Here is a 17,012-nt window from a genome sequence, read left to right on the forward strand (position 1 = left end):
AGTAGGAGCCTTCAAAAGAACGCAAGATAACCCCACAAAGTGGGGCTTGGCTTCGAAGCTTACTCAGGTACTTTGCGGGGACCCCGGGGAACTTATTCATTCTTATATTGCAAAAAAGCGCCGCCCTTCTCCCTAGGAGAAGCAGCGGCGCTTTGGGACGTTCGGGGATCAGGCTCGAACCGGCAAGCCTTTAGCCGTGGCCGTCAGCATCCAGATTTCCTTCTGCAGCCTCTCGACCAAGGCGTTCAGGAAATCCGACGTAACGGCATCGCCGGCTTCGTCCGCGAGCTTGGCCGTCCCCTTCTGGTCCGCGGCCAGCTTCCGGAAATCGTCGATCACGGCTTCGAGCATTTCCGTGTCTCTGGATTCCTTCCCAGCTTCGGTCAGCATGGTCAAGTCGAGATACTGCTTCAGCGAAGAGACCGGCTCTCCGCCGATGGCGAGAATCCGCTCGGCTACGGCATCCATCGAGTCGGCGGCGAACTCGTAGAGCTCCTCGAACTTGGCGTGAAGCGCCAGAAAATGCGGCCCGGTCACGTACCAATGGTAGTGGTGCAGCTTCGTGTACAGAATGTTCCAGTCGGCCAGATGGACGTTCATTTTATCGATGATTTTGTGCATGGTCGATTCCTCCCCGAGTGCTTGTTCCAGAATAATGTACCCGCGGGAGCCGTCGTTTAAACCAAATCTTCCATGGCTTCGATGTTCAGGCGCCGTTCCGGCTTGCCGCCAGATGGGCGGCAATCTTCGTTCCGTGATAGCGTCCGCTCTCGATGAAAATCTCGTTGGCGTCCCGGCCGGTCGAGACGACGCCGGCCAAGTAGAGCCCGGGCACGTTCGTCTCCATCGTCTCGGGATCGTGCGTCGGCGGAATCTCCCCGTCCGGCGCTTCGACGCCCATCGCCCGCAAGAAGCCGCGATCCGGCCGAAAGCCGGTAAGCGCCAGAACAAAGTCCGCTTCCACCGTCCGTAAGATCGGCTCGCCCGCCGGCTCCTGCTCCTCTGACCGAACGATTACCCGGCCGTATTCGATCTCGACCACTCTCGAGCGGGTAAGCAGGTCGATTCTTCCCTTGGACACGCTCGACAGCAGGAGCGGACGAACCCACGGCTTCACGTTGTCCGACACCGACTCCCCGCGGTAAACGATCGTCACCCGAGCGCCTACGTGCACGAGCTCCAGGGCGGCATCGACCGCCGAGTTGCTGCCGCCGATGATGACCACCTTCGTGCCGGCGTAGGGATGCGCCTCTCGAAAGAAATGGCTGACGTGCGGCAGCTCTTCGCCCGGGATGCCGATGCGATTCGGATGGTCGAAATAGCCTGTCGCCACTACGACCGCGCCGGCCGTCGTTGTCAGCGTCTCGCCCGCCCGATTGACCGAGGAGACGCGAAATGCGCCGTCTTCGGTTCGCTCGACCGACGTCACTTTCTCAAAGCGGCGAATGCGAAGCTGTCTCCGTTCCGATACGATCCGATAATAGTTCAGCGCCTCCAGCCGAGAGGGTTTGTCGTTCGGCGTCACGAACGGGATGCCGGCGATCTCCAGATTTTCAGCGCTGCTGAAAAAAAGCATGTGAACCGGGTATTGAGAGATCGAGTAAGCGACGTTTTCCTTTTCGATGATGAGCGGATCGAAGCCCTGGTCCTGAAGCTCGGCCGCAGCCGACAAACCGCACGGGCCGGCTCCGACCACGACGACTTGTTCCTTTTCCATGTTGCTAAACACCGCCTTTCGAGTGACCCCCGTGCCGCCTTATGCTCCAACGGGCAGATGAACGGCAAAAATCGCCGGGAAGCGGCCCCTTGGAGGGGCGAACGCTTCTCGGCGATTCGGGTGATGGATATCAACGACCGGACGTCTGGATACGAGTCACGGCGCGCTGCAACGCAAGTTCGGCCCGCTTGTGGTCGATCTCGTCCTGCTTGCTGGACAGCCGATGCTCGGCGCGATCCTTGGCTTGCTGAGCGCGGGCGACGTCGATGTCCGCCCCGAGCTCCGCCGTCTCCGCCAGAATGACCACTTTGTCCTTGCGCACTTCCATGAAGCCGCCGTGAACGGCGATGAACTCTTCCGAGTTGTCCTTCTTGGCTTTGACCGGCGCAATCTTCAGCGGCGTGACCAGCGGCACGTGATGCGGCAGAATCCCGAGCTGTCCGCCAACGCCGTGTACGACGACCATGTTGACGTCTTGCTCGTAAACTTTCCGCTCCGGGGTGACGATCTCCAACCGTAAGGTGCTCATGGGTATTCCTCCTTAGCGGCGGATTAGAGCCCTTGTGCGAGCTTTTTCGCCTTCTCGACGGCTTCTTCGATCGTACCGACGTTGTGGAACGCCGGCTCCGGAAGATCGTCGTGCTTGCCATCCAAAATTTCCTTGAAGCTGCGAACCGTATCCTTAACCGGCACGTACACGCCCGGAATGCCGTTGAACGCTTCCGCGACGTGCAGCGGCTGGCTCAGGAACAGTTGCACGCGGCGGGCGCGAAGAACGACCAGCTTGTCGTCCTCGGACAATTCGTCCATCCCGAGGATGGCGATGATGTCCAGCAGTTCCTTGTAGCGCTGCAGCAGCTTCTTGACGCCTTGAGCGACGTTATAGTGCTCTTCGCCCAGGATTTCCGGAGCGAGAATCCGGGAAGAAGACGCGAGCGGGTCGACCGCCGGGAAAATACCCATGGCGGCAATGTTCCGCTCCAGGTTCGTCGTCGAGTCCAAGTGCGCGAACGCCGTTGCCGGAGCCGGGTCGGTGTAGTCGTCGGCCGGTACGTAGATCGCTTGGATCGAGGTTACGGATCCTTTCTTCGTGGACGTGATCCGCTCTTGCAGCTGGCCCATCTCCGTTGCGAGCGTCGGCTGGTAACCGACCGCGGACGGCATGCGGCCGAGCAGCGCGGATACTTCCGAACCCGCTTGGGTGAAGCGGAAGATGTTGTCGATAAAGAGCAGAACGTCGCGGCCTTCCTCGTCGCGGAAGTACTCGGCCATCGTCAGGCCGGTCAGCGCGACGCGCAGACGCGCGCCCGGCGGTTCGTTCATCTGGCCGAAGACCATCGCGGTCTTCGAGATAACGCCGGAATCGCTCATTTCGTGATACAGGTCGTTCCCTTCGCGCGTCCGTTCGCCTACGCCGGCGAAGACCGAGATCCCGCCGTGCTCCTGCGCGATGTTGTGGATCAGCTCCTGCATCGTTACCGTCTTGCCGACGCCGGCGCCGCCGAACAGGCCGACTTTACCGCCCTTGGCGTAAGGAGCGATCAGGTCGATGACCTTGATGCCCGTCTCCAGCATCTCTTGGGAAGTGGACAGGGCTTCGAATTCCGGAGCCTTGCGGTGAATCGGATTGGTATTCGTGCGGTCTGCGTCGCCGTTGCCGTCGATCGGATCGCCGAGCACGTTGAAAACGCGGCCCAGCGTCGCCGGACCGACCGGCACCGAGATCGGCCTGCCGGTGTCGACGGCTTCCATGCCGCGAACCAGACCGTCCGTCGACGACATGGCGACGGCGCGAACCAGGTTATCGCCGAGGTGCTGCGCGACTTCAACCGTCAAGTTGATCTCGCGCTCACCGGATTGCTGAATCTTGATCGCGTTGTAAATGTCCGGAAGGTGCCCTTGGTCGAACTCGATGTCGACGACAGGACCCGTTACCTGGACAATGCGCCCCTTGCTCATTCGTGTCCCTCCTGAAACTTCGATTGGAATCCGTTAGCTCAGCGCGTTCGCGCCGCCGACGATCTCCGCAATCTCTTGCGTAATGGCCGCTTGGCGCGCACGGTTGTAATTTAGGGTCAATTGAGAAATCATCTTCGTCGCGTTCTTCGTCGCGTTGCCCATCGCGGTCATCCGCGAACCGAACTCGCTCGCCTTGTTGTCCAGCAGCGCGCTGTACACGAGCGTCTCGGCATACTTCGGCAGCAGAACGTTCAGCACTTCCTCCGCCGACGGCTCGTACTCGTACTGAGCCGAAGGGCCGGACTTGTCGCCGGAGAACTGGGACGCATCCAGAGGGAGCATCCGGCCGATCGTCGGGATTTGCGAGATCGCGTTGACGAATTTGTTATAGACGACGTACAGCTCGTCGAACTCGCCGGTCTCAAACCCTTGCACCGCATTGGAAGCGATGGACTTGATGTCGGCGAACTTCGGAGAGTCCGGAACGCCGACCTCTTCCTGACGGATGGCGAAGTTCCGGCGCTTGAGATAATCGCGGCCTTTGCGGCCGATGACGAACAAAGCGAATTCGTCCGCGGACTTGTGCTTCGAACGGATCGTCTCCACCAGCTTCTTGAGCAAGTTGGTGTTGAGGCCTCCGGCGAGCCCGCGGTCCGAGGAGATGACCAGGTAAGCGGTCCGCTTGATCTCTCGGCTTTGCAGCATCGGATGGCTGACGCTTCCGCCTCCCGTCGCAATGCTGGATACGACTTCCCGCAGCTTGTCGGAGTAGGGACGGCTGGCCAGCGCCGCCGATTGGGCGCGCTTGAGCTTCGCGGCCGAGACCATCTCCATCGCCTTCGTGATCTGCTTCGTATTCTGCGTGCTCTTGATTTGGCGCTTGATCTCGCGCATTCCTTTAGCCATTCATGTCACCACCTTATCGCCGGGCTGCCCGAACGGTCGGACAGCTCCCGGCGCCAGCTTATTCGGACGTTGTAAGATGAGCTTAGGCCGTCGTGGCGAAGCCCCTCTTGAAGGTGCCGATCGCTTCGACAAGGGCTTTCTCGTTGTCGGAGGTCAGGTCTTTCGTATCGCGAATGGAAGCGAACACTTCCGGCTTGTTCGCATCCAGGTAGGCCAGGAATTCGTCTTCGAAGCGGCGGACGTCCTGAACCGGCACGTCGTCGGTATGGCCTCTCGTTACGATGAACAGAGACACGACTTGACGCTCGACCGGCATCGGAACGTTGATGCCTTGCTTCAAGATTTCGAGCGTGCGAATCCCGCGGTCGAGACGGGATTGCGTTACCTTGTCGAGGTCGGAGCCGAACGCGGCGAACGCCGCCAGCTCGCGGTACTGGGCCAGGTCGGTCTTGAGCGTGCCCGCGACCTTCTTCATGGCCTTGATCTGAGCCGAGCTGCCGACCCGGGAGACCGAGATCCCGACGTTTACCGCCGGACGCTGGCCGGAGTAGAACAGGTCGGACTCCAGGAAGATCTGGCCGTCCGTGATGGAGATGACGTTGGTCGGGATATATGCCGATACGTCGCCCGCTTGCGTCTCGATGAACGGAAGCGCGGTCAGCGATCCGCCGCCGAGTTCGTCGTTCAGCTTCGCGGCGCGCTCGAGCAGACGGGAATGCAGATAGAAGACGTCGCCCGGATACGCTTCGCGGCCCGGAGGGCGGCGGAGCAGCAAGGAGAGCTCGCGGTAAGCGGCCGCTTGCTTGGACAGGTCGTCATAGATGATCAGAACGTGCTTGCCGTTGTACATGAAGTACTCGCCCATCGCGCAACCGGTGTAAGGCGCGATGTAGAGCAGCGGGGACGGCTCGGACGCGCTCGCCGAGACGACGATCGTGTAGTCCAAGGCGCCTTGGCGGCGCAGCGATTCGACGACGGTACGAACCGTCGATTGCTTCTGGCCGATGGCGACGTAAATACAGATGACGCCGTTGCCCTTCTGGTTGACGATCGTGTCGATCGCGATCGTCGTCTTGCCCGTCTGGCGGTCGCCGATGATGAGCTCCCGTTGGCCGCGGCCGATCGGAATCATCGAGTCGATCGCCTTGATGCCGGTCTGCATCGGTTCGAAAACCGATTTACGGGCCATAACGCCCGGAGCCGGCGATTCGATCGGACGGAACTTCGTCGTGTTGATCGGACCGTTGCCGTCGATCGGCTGACCCAGCGCGTTGACGACGCGGCCGAGCATTTCATCGCCGACCGGAACTTCCATAATGCGCCCGGTGCGCTTCACTTGGTCGCCTTCGCGGATGCCCAGGTACGGACCCATGATGACGACGCCGACGTTGTCCTCTTCGAGGTTCAGGGCCATGCCCACGGTGCCGTCGGCGAACTCGAGCAGCTCGCCCGCCATACATTTCTCGAGTCCGTGCACGCGCGCAATACCGTCACCGACTTGGATGACCGTACCGACGTCCACGACTTGAATATCGGATTGATATTGTTCGATCTGTTTCTTGATCAAAGTGCTGATTTCTTCAGGCCGGATACTCAATTCGTTCACCCCTGTCTAATTTGCCGACGTTTGCAGCGCTTTGTCCATCCGTTCCAACTTGCCGCGGAGGCTGCCGTCGTACAACGTATCTCCGATGCGGACCGTCAGTCCTCCAAGCAAGGAAGAATCGACCGTATCGTGCACTCGGACCGTTTTGCCAAGCAATTCGCTGAACTTTGCTGCCAGCCGTTCCTTCTCGCCCGCCGCAAGCGGCTTCGCGGAAGTGACTTGCGCATCGGCGCGGCCGAGCGCTTCGCCCGCAACTTGCAGATAAGCTTCCAGCACCGCGTCCAGTTCTCCCTGACGCCCGCGCTCGATCAGCAAACCGACCGTATGAAGCACGAACGGCAGCATCGCTCCCGCGAACGCCTTGTTGACCGCTTCAACCTTCGCATTCGGCTGAATGTTCGGTGCCGACAGAAAAGCGCGGAACTCCGGAAGCTGACCGATCGCGGTTACGATCGATTGGAGCTGCTCTTCCGTCTCGGAGACTTTGCCTTGTTCACGGGCCAATTCGAAGAGCGCCTTCGCGTAACGCTTCGCGACTACACTGCTGCGGCTCATGACTTCTTCCCTACCTCTTGGAGGTATTGGTCGACCAATTGCGATTGCGTCTGCTCGTCGATCTGCTTCTCGATGATCTTGGAAGCGATCAGCACGGACAACCCGCTGACTTGCGCCTTCAGGGAGGCAATCGCCTTGTTCTTCTCGGCTTCGATGTCGCGCAGCGCCTCATCTTTGAGGCGAACGGCCTCATTGCGGGCCGCGGTTACGATCTCGTCAGCCTGCTTCGAGCCGGTCGACTTGGCGAGCTCGATAATATCGTGCGCTTCCTTGCGGGCTTGCTGAAGCGCCTGCTTCTGATCTTCCAGGAACTGAGCCGCGTCCGCGCGGTTCTTCTCGGCGCTGTCCATCTGGTCTTTGACCATCTGACGGCGCTTCTCCATGATGCCGAACAGCGGTTTGAACGCAAACTTCGAGAGCAGCAAGTACAAGATCCCGAAAGCGATGATTTGAATGACAAAGCTGGTCCAGTTAAAGAGACCTCCCACCGAGAGTCACGCTCCTTTCGCCATACTGCGTAGATAAATCCCAAACGCCGATTTCATAAGGAAGGCGTGGAGGCAGAAGGCCTCCGCGCCTACCGTTATCGATTCGATTCTTATTTCGCCATGAAGATGAAGGCGAGGACGAGCGAGATGATCGGCAGCGCTTCGACCAGGCCGACGCCGATGAACGCCGTCGTTTGGAGCGCGCCGCGCAGTTCCGGCTGGCGGGAGATGCCTTCTACCGTCTTGCTGAAGATCAGACCGTTACCAATGCCGGCGCCGAGTGCGCCAAGACCGAATACGATTGCCGCTGCAAGCAGTGCATAAATTTCCATTTGTTAAAATCCTCCTCGATTTGGGGTCGTTCTATAGAGTTAGTGATTCTCTTCATGAATGCTGGCCTGGCCGATATAGACCATCGTCAGCATTGTAAAGACGAACGCTTGAATTGCGCCTACGAACACGCTGAAGCCTTGCCATAAGAGCAGTGCCGGAATTCCGACCCAGCCCATGCCGAGAATAACCCCGATCATAACTTCGCCGGCATAGATGTTGCCGAAAAGCCGCAGGCCGAGCGTAAGCGGTTTGGACAACGTCTCGATGATATTGATCGGCAAGAAGAAAGGCCACGGTTCGAAGTAGTGCTTGAGATAATGCTTGCGGTTATGCCGAACCCCCTGAATGTGGGAGATCACGATGACGGTGAGGGCCAGTGCCATCGTCATCGAGGCGTCAGCCGTAGGAGACTTCCACCAGGCGAATTCCGCTTCGTCCTTGCCGTCCATGAACAGCTCCATTCCGAGGAACGTCGCGTGTCCGTGGTGGGCTTCGGTAATAAAGTTAAACGGCAGGCCGAGCATGTTCCCTATAAAAATATAGAGAATCAAAGTCAGGCCGAGAGTCAAGTAAACCCGTCCTCGCTTGAAATCGGTTGCCATGCCGATGACGTTGCTGACGAACTCGACGACCCATTCCATGAAATTCTGCAGCTTGCCGGGGTTCTCGACCGACAGGTTGCGGACGGACAAGCGCGCCAAAATAAACGCGACGAGACTTGTCACGACGATCATGATGATAGCGGCAAAATCCAGGTTGACTCCGCCGCCGAACTTGACGATTGGCGCCAAATGTTCCATGCTAGTGCTTCTCACCCCTTTCATCGGTGGGATGGCTGCCGGATCGGCGCCTTCTGGAGAGAATACCCAATAGGAGTGTTGCCAACGGCGACGCAATTAAACCGGCCGCGGTGGACGCCAGATCGAAATGAAGCGTTCGCACCGAGACGACTCCGGCCAGAAGGCCGATGCAAGCCCGGGTCAAAAATCCCAGCCCCGAGCGCGGTTTGCGTCCCGAGATGATGGTATCGCCGAGCCTCGCGAGCTTCCAGGCCAAGTGCCAGGAGATCGCCAGACCGCCGATTACGCCGATCATAAACCCTCCGAATACATTCTGGAGATCGGGCCGAATCGCCCACCCCAGACAACCCGCGGACAAAAAAAAGAAAGCGATTCTGGAAACTCTTCTGAGCAGAGCGGGCAATTCATCCATTACTGCTTACGCCTTTCTCCTGCGAACTTCCGAATCAGGGCGACGGCCGAGCCGATCCCGGCCACCAAGCCGACGACCAAGCCGACCAGGTACCAGTACGACGTCCCGTTGTCGCGATCCATAGCCGCACCAACCCACCAGCCCAGTCCGACGCAAACGGCGAGTTCGATCCCGATCGCGGTGACCAGTCCGGCGGCCCGCCACGGATTCTCATCCGGGGGGATCGGCGGCTGACGTCGGGAATCTGGCAATTGGCATCCGCTCCTTCGACGTCTTTCGGAGTGAAGAAAAGGCGTTAAAGTAAGCCCTTTCTTCCTAAGGTTCCCGTTATATTGTATCGTTGGGGCACTTGCTTTGTCAATTCGTCCAATTTCAAACTTTATGTGAACGGCATACGGAAAAATCGCGCCACTACGCGATTTGCAAGGATTCCCAACCGTACAGTTTCACTGTATGCTGTATGCCGTCGTCACAAAATAATCTGCCAACTCCTCCAAGCGTCCCCAATCAGCTCTTCGCACATACCCGGCCGACGTCTTCGCGCCCGGAAATCGAGCGGTTCCGAGCGCTGTCGACCGGAGCTTGCGGCAAGGCGCTTCCGTTATCTCGAGAACGGCTTCGGACGCTCTCCCCGGCCGAAATGGTGCAGGATCGCTTCGGCGATCCGCTTGGAGGCCTGACCGTCGCCGTACGGATTGGCCGCCTGGCTCATCCTCTCGTACAGAGCGGAATCGGTCAGGAGCGCTTTGGCCCGTCCGTAAACCCGATCTTCGTCGGTTCCGACCAGCTCCAGCGTCCCCGCCTCGATGCCTTCCGGCCGTTCGGTCGTATCGCGGAGAACGAGCACCGGCACGCCGAACGACGGCGCTTCTTCCTGCAGCCCGCCCGAGTCGGTCAAAATCAGGCGGGCATGGGGATAGAAGTTGTGAAGCTCGACCACGTCCAGCGGATCGATCAGCCGAATGCGCGGGTGCCCGCCGAGAATTTCTTCCGCCGGACCCTTGACCGCCGGGTTGGGATGCACCGGATAGACGATCGCGATGTCTTCGAACTCATCCGCCAGCCGGCGAACGGCTTGGAAGATGCGGCGATGGGGCTCGCCGAGCGCTTCGCGGCGGTGAGCGGTCATCAGGATCATCCGCTTGCCTTTCGCCCAGTCGAGCACGGGATGGGCGAAGTCCGGCTTTACCGTGTACTGGAACACGTCCGTCACCGTATTGCCGGTAACGTAGATTCTATCCTCCGGCTTGTTCTCCTTGCGAAGATTGCCCGCCGACCAATCGGTCGGAGCGAAATGCAGGTCGGCGAGAACGCCGGTCAGCTGCCGGTTCATCTCTTCGGGATACGGCGACAGCTTGTTCCACGTCCGCAGCCCCGCTTCCACGTGGCCGACTTGAACCTGCTGCAGGAAGGAAGCGTAGCTGGCCAGGAATGTCGTCAGCGTGTCCCCGTGAACGAGCACCAGATCGGGCTTCGCTTCTTTCAGAACCGGCTCCAGCCCTTGCAGCACGCGGACCGTAACCTCGTTCAACGATTGCTGCGCCTGCATGACGTCCAGATCGTAATCGGGCCGGATGCGGAATACTTCCAGCACCTGGTCCAGCATCTGCCGATGCTGCGCGGTCACGCAGACGATCGATTCGATCTGCCCCGGGTATTTCTGCAGTTCCAGGACAAGCGGCGCCATCTTGATCGCTTCCGGGCGCACGCCGAAGATGCTCATCACTTTAATTGCGCTCACGTCGGTTCTCTCCTTACCTGTCCGGTCTTGTCCGCCGAACTCTTTTATTTCGTGCCGTAAAGACGGTCGCCGGCATCGCCCAGTCCCGGAACGATGTATCCATGGCCGTTCAGGTGCCGGTCCAGCGCGGCGACGTAAATGTCGATGTCCGGGTGCGCCTCCTGCACCGCCTTGACGCCTTCGGGCGCGGCGATCAGGCAGACGAGCTTCGTCGGACGGCAGCTCCTGGCCTTCAGCGAGGCGATCGCCGCGTTGGCGGAACCGCCTGTCGCGAGCATCGGATCGAGCACGATCAGTTCCCGCTCGGTCACGTCGGAAGGCAAGCTGAAATAATACTCTACCGGCTGAAGCGTCTCCGGGTCGCGGTACATTCCGATGTGGCCGACCTTGGCCGAAGGAAGCAGCTTCAGCATGCCGTCCACCATGCCGAGCCCGGCGCGCAGGATCGGCACCAGACCGAGCATTCGGCCGACGACGAAGCCTTCCGCCTCCGCGACCGGCGTCTGAACGCGGATCTTCTCCAGCGGAATGTCCTTCGTCACCTCGTACGCCATCATCGTCGCCAGCTCGTCTACCAGTTCGCGGAACTGCTTGGTATCCGTATTCTTATCGCGCAGAAAGGTCATTTTGTGCTGGATCAGCGGGTGATCGCACACGATAAAACGTCCCATTCCTTCCTCTCCTTCCTATGTCGAGGGTCCGGTCGGCGTTTGGCCGATCATCCCCGCCCCTTCCGCCGCGGCAAAAAAGTTATTGTCCGTTTTAGCCTATCCGATTATAACTGAAACTCATCCCCCGCGCTCCCCTTTTTTTCAAAAAAATGCCGGTCCCGATAAGGAATTGCTTCGAACGATTCACCCGTTGCCGGGCATTCGCATAGCTTATCGAAGATCAATAGGGAGGTATGCCCATGAGCGCGAGCACGACCAGGGACAGCTCCGTCCTCTATAAAGCAGAGAGCGGTTGGGTCGATCAGGTCAAGCAAGCCCGAAGCCAGCTCAATAGCTTGTGCAGCAAGCACATGAACCGCGCGGTGCGGGTTCAGACGATCGACGGCCATACGTACGAAGGCGTACTCGTCGGCTCCGACGGCGGCCATATTCATCTGATGGTCCGGCCGACGCCGAGCGATTTCCGGTTTTTCGGCCCATCCGCTTCCAACGCCATCCTGACTCTCGTCCTTTACGAGCTGTTGGTGATCACGCTGCTGATCTGACAACGGAACCGGACTTCCGGCGCAAGATTTCCTCTCCCGGCCCAGGCCGGGCGTTTTTTTTTGACAGATTACCCATGCCTCGTCCCTCTCCGCCGCATTCAATAATCATGAAAAATCGAATCAGGCGGTGAGCAGACCATGTCGAACGCACGTATTCCGAACCATCGTCCCCGTCTAACGGCCGGGTCGGACCGAGTCCAGGCCAGCAGCTACGGATGGACCTCGTCCAACTGGAGCGGCTACGCTCTCTCCGGAGCGAAAGGCGCATTCCGCCGCGTCTCCGCATGCTGGACCGTGCCTTTCGTCCGGCCAAGCTCCAGCCCGTCTTACTCCTCCGCATGGATCGGAATCGACGGCTTCAACAACAGCAGCTTGATCCAGACGGGAACCGGGCACGACTATGTGAACGGCAAAGCATACTATTACGCCTGGTGGGAGATCCTTCCCGCCGCGGCGACCCTCATTCGGCTGCCGGTTCATCCCGGAGACCGTATTCAAGCCGTTATCGCCCGGATCAGCCGGTCCCGCTGGTCGATCGTTCTTCGCAACCGGACCCGCAATTGGACCTTCCGTACCATTCGACGTTACAACGGGCCGCAGAGTTCAGCCGAATGGGTCGTGGAAGCGCCGCAGGTCGGAACGTCATTGTCCCGGCTCGCAAGCCTGTCTCCCGTTCCGTTCTCCCGCTGCCGGGTTAACGGCAGAAACCCTCGTCTGACTCTCGGCGAGCGGGGCGTGATGGTTCGCGACAACCGCGTGATCTCCATCCCTACCCGTCCAAACGGCGAGGGCGACGCTTTTGTCGTCAAAGGAACGCAGACGACCCACTCTCCCTCCTACGCGTATGTCGGCAAACCGATTCTGAATCCCCGTCCCCGTTAGCCGCGCTTCAAAAAAAGACCCGGTTCCCCGCGGACAACCGCGTCGGAATTCGGGTCTTTCCAAACGTGAAGGCTTCATCGTCGTCGCGAGATACGGCCGAAGCCGCCGACTTTCGTTCGGGGGACGGTGGATTTGCGGGGCTTCAACCAGCCGGAAGACGATTTCGAGCTGCCGGAGCCGCTCCCGTCATTGCGGGTAATCGAGCCGCTTGTCCCCGACGACGTGCTTTTCTTCTTGCCGAACAGGCCTCCGGAGCCGGCGCCTCCGTCGTCTCCCGAATTGCTTCGTTTGAAGATCGAGCCTTTTTTCTGGACCGTGATCGGAGGAGCCGCCTTGGTATCGCTCGCCGTCGGCGCGTGATAAGTCCCCGTCTTCGGCGGACTTTGATTCAGGCTTCCGTAGCCCCGGTAATCTCCGTAGCTTCCGGCGCGGGACGAGTCGAACAGACTGCCGATCAAGCTGGCCAGCAAGTAGCCTTCGAGGAAGGAAGGGCTGTAGTTCTGCCGGACGTATTCCTTGCTGTCCACCTCGACGAGCGTATCTTCCGGCTTCTGCCCGTCTTTCTGGACATGAATGATCTGATCGGAATAGACCAGGAACATGTGGTCCGGATCTTCCTTGGATATCTGATCCGGCTTTTTCTGGTCGGCCAGTTCCTTGGCGACCTCCTGAACGGTCTCGCCGGCCGCCCGGTAGACGTAGGAAGTCTCGCCGCCGGTCTTGTTCACCGACTCGAGCGGGTACGTCTCCGAGACGTTCACGCTGCCGCAAGCCGACAACAGCGTGACGACCAGAGCCAGAATGACCGTCAGGTGAAGACGGGTCGCCCACTTGCGCATTCGTGGGCTCATTCCGCAGTCCCCCGCAGCCACTGAACGTCAGCCGGCAGCACCGACTCTCCTTCGTAAAGCATGAAGCGCCCGTCCTGCCATTCGACCCGCAGCAGCTTGCGTCCGTCCGACTGGTACTGCCAAATGTACACTTCCCCGCCCGATGCCGTGAACGGCGTATGGCCCGCATCGGCAATCCGGGTGGAGTATTGTTCATCCAAATAATAAAGAACGCCGTCCAGCTCGATCTCCGTCGGCACCTCGTCAACGGAATCGAGCCGCCCGTCGATGGCGGAATACAGCCCGTAAGTCGCCTGCGCCCGCTCTTCGACGGACAGATAGCGAACGTCCGCCCCGTCGCGAAGCGTCAACCAGACGGCGTTCCGGTTTAACGGCTTCGTCCTTCCGGCCACCTGGTACGTGACCAGCGAAACTTCGCAGACGTCTCCCGGCCCCATCGTCAGCGGGCTCCGGTCGGCCTTCAGCGGCTCCGGCGATTGAAACAAATTTTTAGCGCGTCGAAACAAGCCCATGTCCGATCCTCCTTCCGCCCGATTCTACAGACAAGCGCCGATAATGAGCGCGCCCACGAGATGGAGCGTTCCGGCGATCAAGCCATAGCCGACGATCCCGTTCTTGACGCCTTCTTCCAGGCGAAGATCCGCCAGTCCGCGCAGCACGGCTTCCACGAGCCATTCCAGCACGAACAGAATGACGAACGACACGAACGATACGATCAGCGCCTCGCCCAGATTGTCGGATGTCACGATCGACCTCGACAGGATATAGCCTTGGGCTCCCAGCTTCATCACGAAGCGGACGATGACCGCCGTGTTGCCGTTCTTCATCTCGGCCAGATCGCGGTATTTCGTGAACAAGGCGTCGATGGTCATCAGGACGAACAGCAGAACCGCGCTCGCAGCCGTCCATAGTAGCGTTCCCAGTATTTCGTTCAGCGTCAAAAGGACCGTCTCTCCTCTCCGACTCTCCGGCTCTTGTCGCGGTCCCGTCTGCCCGGCCGCATGCGCGGAGGAAAAAAGAAGGAACCCCCGCAGGGGTTACCCTTCTTGCTTCACCATCATTCGTACTTCTTCATCAGCGCGGCCAATTCGTCTTCGACCGCTTTATCTTTCCCCAGTGCGGCGAATTCCTCGTCGAGCGACTTGCCCTTGGAATCGCTGAGTTCTTCCGTCGCTTCGGCGTGGGCTTCCATCTGGAGCACTTTCTCTTCCATCCGCTTGAGCCCCGACAGCGCCGTATCGGATCCGAAGCCCGTCATCGCCTTGTTGATCTCCGCTTGAGCCTTGGCTGCGTTCGCGCGCGCCACCAGCGTCTCCCGGCGGTTCTTCAGATCGACGAATTGCTTGCGCATCTCATCGAGCTTCTCGCGCAGCCGGTCGGCCGCCGCCTTGTTCTGGTCGTAGCTCGCTTTGTACTCGCCCGCCTTCTGCTCGGCGGCTTTCTTCTCTTCCAGCGCGCGGCGGGCCAGATCGATATTCTTGGCTTGCGCCGCCGTGTTCGCTTGTTCGTCGCGCTTCTGCACGAGCGCCGCCTGTTCTTCGTAAAGCTGCTTGAACTTCTTCTCCAGCGCGATTTGCGCGGCGACCGCCTTCTCCGCATCCTCCAGGTCGTCCTGCATGTCCCGAAGGTATTGATCGGTCATCTTGACCGGATCTTCGGCTTTCTCGATCAGAGCGTACACATTGGACAGCGTCAGGTCGCGCAAGCGTTTGAAAATAGACATATTCACGTATCCTCCCTTGGGGTGGTTTCCCCGTCTTATATCTTCTTCATACGGACGGATCGAGTGCGGGTTTCATTCGCCGCGCATTTTTTCGACCGTTGGAAAATGGTTGCGTTTCCTACGAATTGCCACCCGGGACGCGAAGCCCCTTCTCATTATAGTTGGTACGATTAGGAAAATTCAATTGCGATTTCGGGCCGCAACCGCCTAATCTTGCCGAGGCAAAAAAATCGCGAGGCCCCGGTAACGGGGCCTCGCTCTTATCGATCGCATCAGTCCGGAATCTCGTACGGAACTTTGAGATACGTGGCGCTGCTCGGCGTCTTGCCGGTGCGTTCGGACAGCGGTCCGCCGGCCAGATCTTCGAACGACTTCGCGCCGGGCGGGCATTCCTTGATCATGAACCGGCCGTTGGCATCATGGCGCGAACGGTGGCTTTTCATATACGCTTTGCCGTTCTCGATCGCCAGGATCTCGAAAAAGCCGGTTTCGTGCTTCATCGTCAGCCGAGCCCTTCTCGCAGGTCCGGATACGCGGGATTTGGCCGCTTCCGCCAGCCGGTATGCCCGTTCCAGCGTGATCGCCCCCTGACCTCCTGCATCCAATACGAATTGATAGGGAATGACGCCTGCCTGGGTCAGCCCGCTCAGCAGCTCCGCGATCGTATCCGCGTTCGCCGCGGGGTCCGGCAGGAACGGCACTTCCGCCAGCAGGCCGGCTCCGGCTTCGCTCAGCGCCCGGAACGCCTCGATCGCCGCCTCGTTCACTTCGTCCGGATGATGGAACCGCATCATGACGTAGATGCTTCTCTCCGAACCGGAATATTCGGCGATCAGGTCGAGCAATTCCCGGTTCCGGACTATTCTCTCCGGCTGCACGGCCGGCACCCGGGAGGTGAACCGGATCATCCGGACGTGGTCCAGCTCCGCGAGCCCTTCCACGATCGAACGCAGGCAAGCCGCCGACAGGCTCAGGCTGTCCGGACCGTCAATCAGGACGTGGCTGATATCTTCGTGATCGGCCACATACCGCAACGAGGAAGATATGCCGGCCTCGTCGTAGGCCGGAAGAATCAGCGTGGAACGATCGACATGCAAATAACCGGCAGCGGCTTGGGGAACGGTCTCGGCCGAGGCCATCGGGCCGATCATGTTCACGACAGGGGCTTGAGCGTCGACGGCGGATTCGGACTCGCAAAAATCGTGCGGCAGCGACATCTTCATTCCTCCTTGTCCGGTGTTGGTTCCCGAGAGAGGAGAGGACGATAGGGCCCCCGACGCCCAGGAACGAAATACGCTTGCCAGCGAGGGGTCAATAAACAGAAAATGACCCTTGCACAAAGGGTCAAATGTTCGCGAATAAATGAAAGAAATTGACCCATCCACTGCTGACGAGGTTAGCTGTCGGGCTCGGGTCAGATGGTACCCTATGCCGCATCCGATCGCTCGGCCGCCGCAATTCGCCCCAATGATTGGTTCCCCCGCTTCCCGATCGGCACCGGGAATTAAGCGTAGTACTATTATACTCCTTACCCTTTGAAACCGTCAAACGAAAACCGCCTAATTTTCGGCGCGCTCGGCCTCTCTATCGGTTCGGCCATATTGCGGCGATGATAGAACGATCGCTGCGGGAATGGCTCCGGCGATGCGCCCGTCGGTCCCGCCCTTCGGCCATGCACCGTTGCGCCCACGCAATTGCATCGCGATCCCGCCCTTCGGCCATGCACCGCTGGCGCCCCGCAAATGCGCCTCGGTCCCGCCCTTCGGCCATGCACCGCTGGCGCCCACGCAATTGCGTCGCGTTCCCGCCCCCTCCACTCCCCC

The 17,012-nt window shown here is 59.7% G+C and carries 21 protein-coding genes and 1 riboswitch; of the genes, 2 read left to right on the top strand and 19 right to left on the bottom strand.

Annotation, left to right across the window (positions count from 1 at the left end; genetic code table 11):
- Nucleotides 1-168 precede the first annotated feature (168 nt).
- From H7C18_RS18905 to upp, 14 genes are all read right to left on the bottom strand, one after another.
- Nucleotides 169-621, bottom strand: coding sequence for a Dps family protein (locus H7C18_RS18905; RefSeq protein ID WP_202887165.1), 453 nt, complete (start codon nucleotides 619-621; stop codon nucleotides 169-171).
- 85 nt (nucleotides 622-706) lie between these two features.
- Nucleotides 707-1,717: a YpdA family putative bacillithiol disulfide reductase gene (locus H7C18_RS18910; RefSeq protein ID WP_185130656.1), complete on the bottom strand. Its 1,011-nt coding sequence runs from the start codon at nucleotides 1,715-1,717 to the stop codon at nucleotides 707-709.
- A gap of 130 nt (nucleotides 1,718-1,847) precedes the next feature.
- The gene (locus H7C18_RS18915; protein ID WP_185130657.1) at nucleotides 1,848-2,246 is read right to left on the bottom strand and encodes a F0F1 ATP synthase subunit epsilon; all 399 of its coding nucleotides are present in this window, start codon (nucleotides 2,244-2,246) and stop codon (nucleotides 1,848-1,850) included.
- 23 nt (nucleotides 2,247-2,269) lie between these two features.
- On the bottom strand, nucleotides 2,270-3,676 hold the full coding sequence (atpD, locus tag H7C18_RS18920; RefSeq protein ID WP_185130658.1) for a F0F1 ATP synthase subunit beta: 1,407 nt from the start codon (nucleotides 3,674-3,676) through the stop codon (nucleotides 2,270-2,272).
- A 33-nt stretch (nucleotides 3,677-3,709) separates the two neighbouring features.
- Nucleotides 3,710-4,582 carry an ATP synthase F1 subunit gamma gene (gene atpG / locus H7C18_RS18925; RefSeq protein WP_185130659.1) on the bottom strand — a complete coding sequence of 291 codons (873 nt, stop codon included), beginning with the start codon at nucleotides 4,580-4,582 and terminating at the stop codon, nucleotides 3,710-3,712.
- A gap of 82 nt (nucleotides 4,583-4,664) precedes the next feature.
- Entirely contained in the window at nucleotides 4,665-6,179 is a 1,515-nt protein-coding gene (gene atpA, locus H7C18_RS18930) for a F0F1 ATP synthase subunit alpha (RefSeq protein WP_185130660.1), read from the bottom strand.
- A 15-nt stretch (nucleotides 6,180-6,194) separates the two neighbouring features.
- Nucleotides 6,195-6,743 (bottom strand): F0F1 ATP synthase subunit delta, encoded by a 549-nt coding sequence (locus H7C18_RS18935; protein WP_185130661.1) that lies wholly within the window; start codon nucleotides 6,741-6,743, stop codon nucleotides 6,195-6,197.
- Nucleotides 6,740-7,231 carry a F0F1 ATP synthase subunit B gene (gene atpF / locus H7C18_RS18940; protein ID WP_185130662.1) on the bottom strand — a complete coding sequence of 164 codons (492 nt, stop codon included), beginning with the start codon at nucleotides 7,229-7,231 and terminating at the stop codon, nucleotides 6,740-6,742. Before atpF ends, H7C18_RS18935 begins: the two co-directional genes overlap by 4 nt.
- 110 nt (nucleotides 7,232-7,341) lie before the next feature.
- Nucleotides 7,342-7,563, bottom strand: a complete 222-nt coding sequence (gene atpE, locus H7C18_RS18945) for a F0F1 ATP synthase subunit C (protein ID WP_090116173.1) — start codon at nucleotides 7,561-7,563, stop codon at nucleotides 7,342-7,344.
- Between the two features lie 39 nt (nucleotides 7,564-7,602).
- Nucleotides 7,603-8,364, bottom strand: a complete 762-nt coding sequence (gene atpB / locus H7C18_RS18950; protein ID WP_185130663.1) for a F0F1 ATP synthase subunit A — start codon at nucleotides 8,362-8,364, stop codon at nucleotides 7,603-7,605.
- Nucleotide 8,365: 1 nt separating this feature from the next.
- Nucleotides 8,366-8,776, bottom strand: coding sequence for an ATP synthase subunit I (locus H7C18_RS18955; RefSeq protein WP_185130664.1), 411 nt, complete (start codon nucleotides 8,774-8,776; stop codon nucleotides 8,366-8,368).
- Nucleotides 8,776-9,027 (bottom strand): AtpZ/AtpI family protein, encoded by a 252-nt coding sequence (locus tag H7C18_RS18960; RefSeq protein WP_202887167.1) that lies wholly within the window; start codon nucleotides 9,025-9,027, stop codon nucleotides 8,776-8,778. Before H7C18_RS18960 ends, H7C18_RS18955 begins: the two co-directional genes overlap by 1 nt.
- Nucleotides 9,028-9,377: 350 nt before the next feature.
- Complete coding sequence (gene wecB, locus H7C18_RS18965) at nucleotides 9,378-10,517, bottom strand: non-hydrolyzing UDP-N-acetylglucosamine 2-epimerase (RefSeq protein WP_337913746.1); 1,140 nt, start codon at nucleotides 10,515-10,517, stop codon at nucleotides 9,378-9,380.
- Nucleotides 10,518-10,561: 44 nt separating this feature from the next.
- On the bottom strand, nucleotides 10,562-11,188 hold the full coding sequence (gene upp, locus H7C18_RS18970) for a uracil phosphoribosyltransferase (protein WP_185130665.1): 627 nt from the start codon (nucleotides 11,186-11,188) through the stop codon (nucleotides 10,562-10,564).
- Between the two features lie 239 nt (nucleotides 11,189-11,427).
- Here upp and H7C18_RS18975 point away from each other — a divergent pair, with 239 nt between their 5' ends.
- Both H7C18_RS18975 and H7C18_RS18980 read left to right on the top strand, forming a co-directional pair.
- Nucleotides 11,428-11,733: an LSm family protein gene (locus tag H7C18_RS18975; protein WP_185130666.1), complete on the top strand. Its 306-nt coding sequence runs from the start codon at nucleotides 11,428-11,430 to the stop codon at nucleotides 11,731-11,733.
- A 138-nt stretch (nucleotides 11,734-11,871) separates the two neighbouring features.
- Nucleotides 11,872-12,615: a G1 family glutamic endopeptidase gene (locus H7C18_RS18980; protein WP_185130667.1), complete on the top strand. Its 744-nt coding sequence runs from the start codon at nucleotides 11,872-11,874 to the stop codon at nucleotides 12,613-12,615.
- A gap of 74 nt (nucleotides 12,616-12,689) precedes the next feature.
- Here the strand turns inward: H7C18_RS18980 and H7C18_RS18985 are convergent, their stop codons facing one another.
- From H7C18_RS18985 to H7C18_RS19005, 5 genes are all read right to left on the bottom strand, one after another.
- The gene (locus H7C18_RS18985; protein ID WP_238357807.1) at nucleotides 12,690-13,466 is read right to left on the bottom strand and encodes a DUF4247 domain-containing protein; all 777 of its coding nucleotides are present in this window, start codon (nucleotides 13,464-13,466) and stop codon (nucleotides 12,690-12,692) included.
- Nucleotides 13,463-13,978, bottom strand: coding sequence for a DUF4178 domain-containing protein (locus tag H7C18_RS18990; RefSeq protein ID WP_185130668.1), 516 nt, complete (start codon nucleotides 13,976-13,978; stop codon nucleotides 13,463-13,465). The genes H7C18_RS18985 and H7C18_RS18990 overlap by 4 nt, the downstream gene beginning before the upstream one ends.
- 24 nt (nucleotides 13,979-14,002) lie before the next feature.
- On the bottom strand, nucleotides 14,003-14,407 hold the full coding sequence (locus tag H7C18_RS18995) for a DUF350 domain-containing protein (protein WP_185130669.1): 405 nt from the start codon (nucleotides 14,405-14,407) through the stop codon (nucleotides 14,003-14,005).
- 116 nt (nucleotides 14,408-14,523) lie between these two features.
- Nucleotides 14,524-15,189 (bottom strand): PspA/IM30 family protein, encoded by a 666-nt coding sequence (locus H7C18_RS19000; RefSeq protein ID WP_185130670.1) that lies wholly within the window; start codon nucleotides 15,187-15,189, stop codon nucleotides 14,524-14,526.
- Between the two features lie 272 nt (nucleotides 15,190-15,461).
- The gene (locus H7C18_RS19005; protein WP_185130671.1) at nucleotides 15,462-16,406 is read right to left on the bottom strand and encodes a hypothetical protein; all 945 of its coding nucleotides are present in this window, start codon (nucleotides 16,404-16,406) and stop codon (nucleotides 15,462-15,464) included.
- A 153-nt stretch (nucleotides 16,407-16,559) separates the two neighbouring features.
- A riboswitch (cyclic di-AMP (ydaO/yuaA leader) is annotated at nucleotides 16,560-16,710 on the bottom strand.
- Nucleotides 16,711-17,012: the final 302 nt, after the last annotated feature.

Origin of the sequence: Cohnella zeiphila (assembly GCF_014212055.1) — a bacterium.
Lineage (GTDB): Bacteria > Bacillota > Bacilli > Paenibacillales > Paenibacillaceae > Cohnella > Cohnella zeiphila.

Excerpts from the sequence above, each read along its gene's own strand:
- upp (WP_185130665.1), bottom strand. The coding sequence starts at position 11,188 with ATGGGACGTTTTATCGTGTGCGATCACCCGCTGATCCAGCACAAAATG.
- atpG (WP_185130659.1), bottom strand. The coding sequence starts at position 4,582 with ATGGCTAAAGGAATGCGCGAGATCAAGCGCCAAATCAAGAGCACGCAG.
- H7C18_RS18985 (WP_238357807.1), bottom strand. The coding sequence starts at position 13,466 with ATGAGCCCACGAATGCGCAAGTGGGCGACCCGTCTTCACCTGACGGTC.
- H7C18_RS18935 (WP_185130661.1), bottom strand. The coding sequence starts at position 6,743 with ATGAGCCGCAGCAGTGTAGTCGCGAAGCGTTACGCGAAGGCGCTCTTC.
- atpB (WP_185130663.1), bottom strand. The coding sequence starts at position 8,364 with ATGGAACATTTGGCGCCAATCGTCAAGTTCGGCGGCGGAGTCAACCTG.
- H7C18_RS18915 (WP_185130657.1), bottom strand. The coding sequence starts at position 2,246 with ATGAGCACCTTACGGTTGGAGATCGTCACCCCGGAGCGGAAAGTTTAC.
- H7C18_RS19005 (WP_185130671.1), bottom strand. The coding sequence starts at position 16,406 with ATGTCGCTGCCGCACGATTTTTGCGAGTCCGAATCCGCCGTCGACGCT.
- H7C18_RS18980 (WP_185130667.1), top strand. The coding sequence starts at position 11,872 with ATGTCGAACGCACGTATTCCGAACCATCGTCCCCGTCTAACGGCCGGG.
- atpD (WP_185130658.1), bottom strand. The coding sequence starts at position 3,676 with ATGAGCAAGGGGCGCATTGTCCAGGTAACGGGTCCTGTCGTCGACATC.
- atpE (WP_090116173.1), bottom strand. The coding sequence starts at position 7,563 with ATGGAAATTTATGCACTGCTTGCAGCGGCAATCGTATTCGGTCTTGGC.
- H7C18_RS18975 (WP_185130666.1), top strand. The coding sequence starts at position 11,428 with ATGAGCGCGAGCACGACCAGGGACAGCTCCGTCCTCTATAAAGCAGAG.
- H7C18_RS19000 (WP_185130670.1), bottom strand. The coding sequence starts at position 15,189 with ATGTCTATTTTCAAACGCTTGCGCGACCTGACGCTGTCCAATGTGTAC.
- H7C18_RS18905 (WP_202887165.1), bottom strand. The coding sequence starts at position 621 with ATGCACAAAATCATCGATAAAATGAACGTCCATCTGGCCGACTGGAAC.
- H7C18_RS18910 (WP_185130656.1), bottom strand. The coding sequence starts at position 1,717 with ATGGAAAAGGAACAAGTCGTCGTGGTCGGAGCCGGCCCGTGCGGTTTG.
- H7C18_RS18990 (WP_185130668.1), bottom strand. The coding sequence starts at position 13,978 with ATGGGCTTGTTTCGACGCGCTAAAAATTTGTTTCAATCGCCGGAGCCG.
- H7C18_RS18955 (WP_185130664.1), bottom strand. The coding sequence starts at position 8,776 with ATGGATGAATTGCCCGCTCTGCTCAGAAGAGTTTCCAGAATCGCTTTC.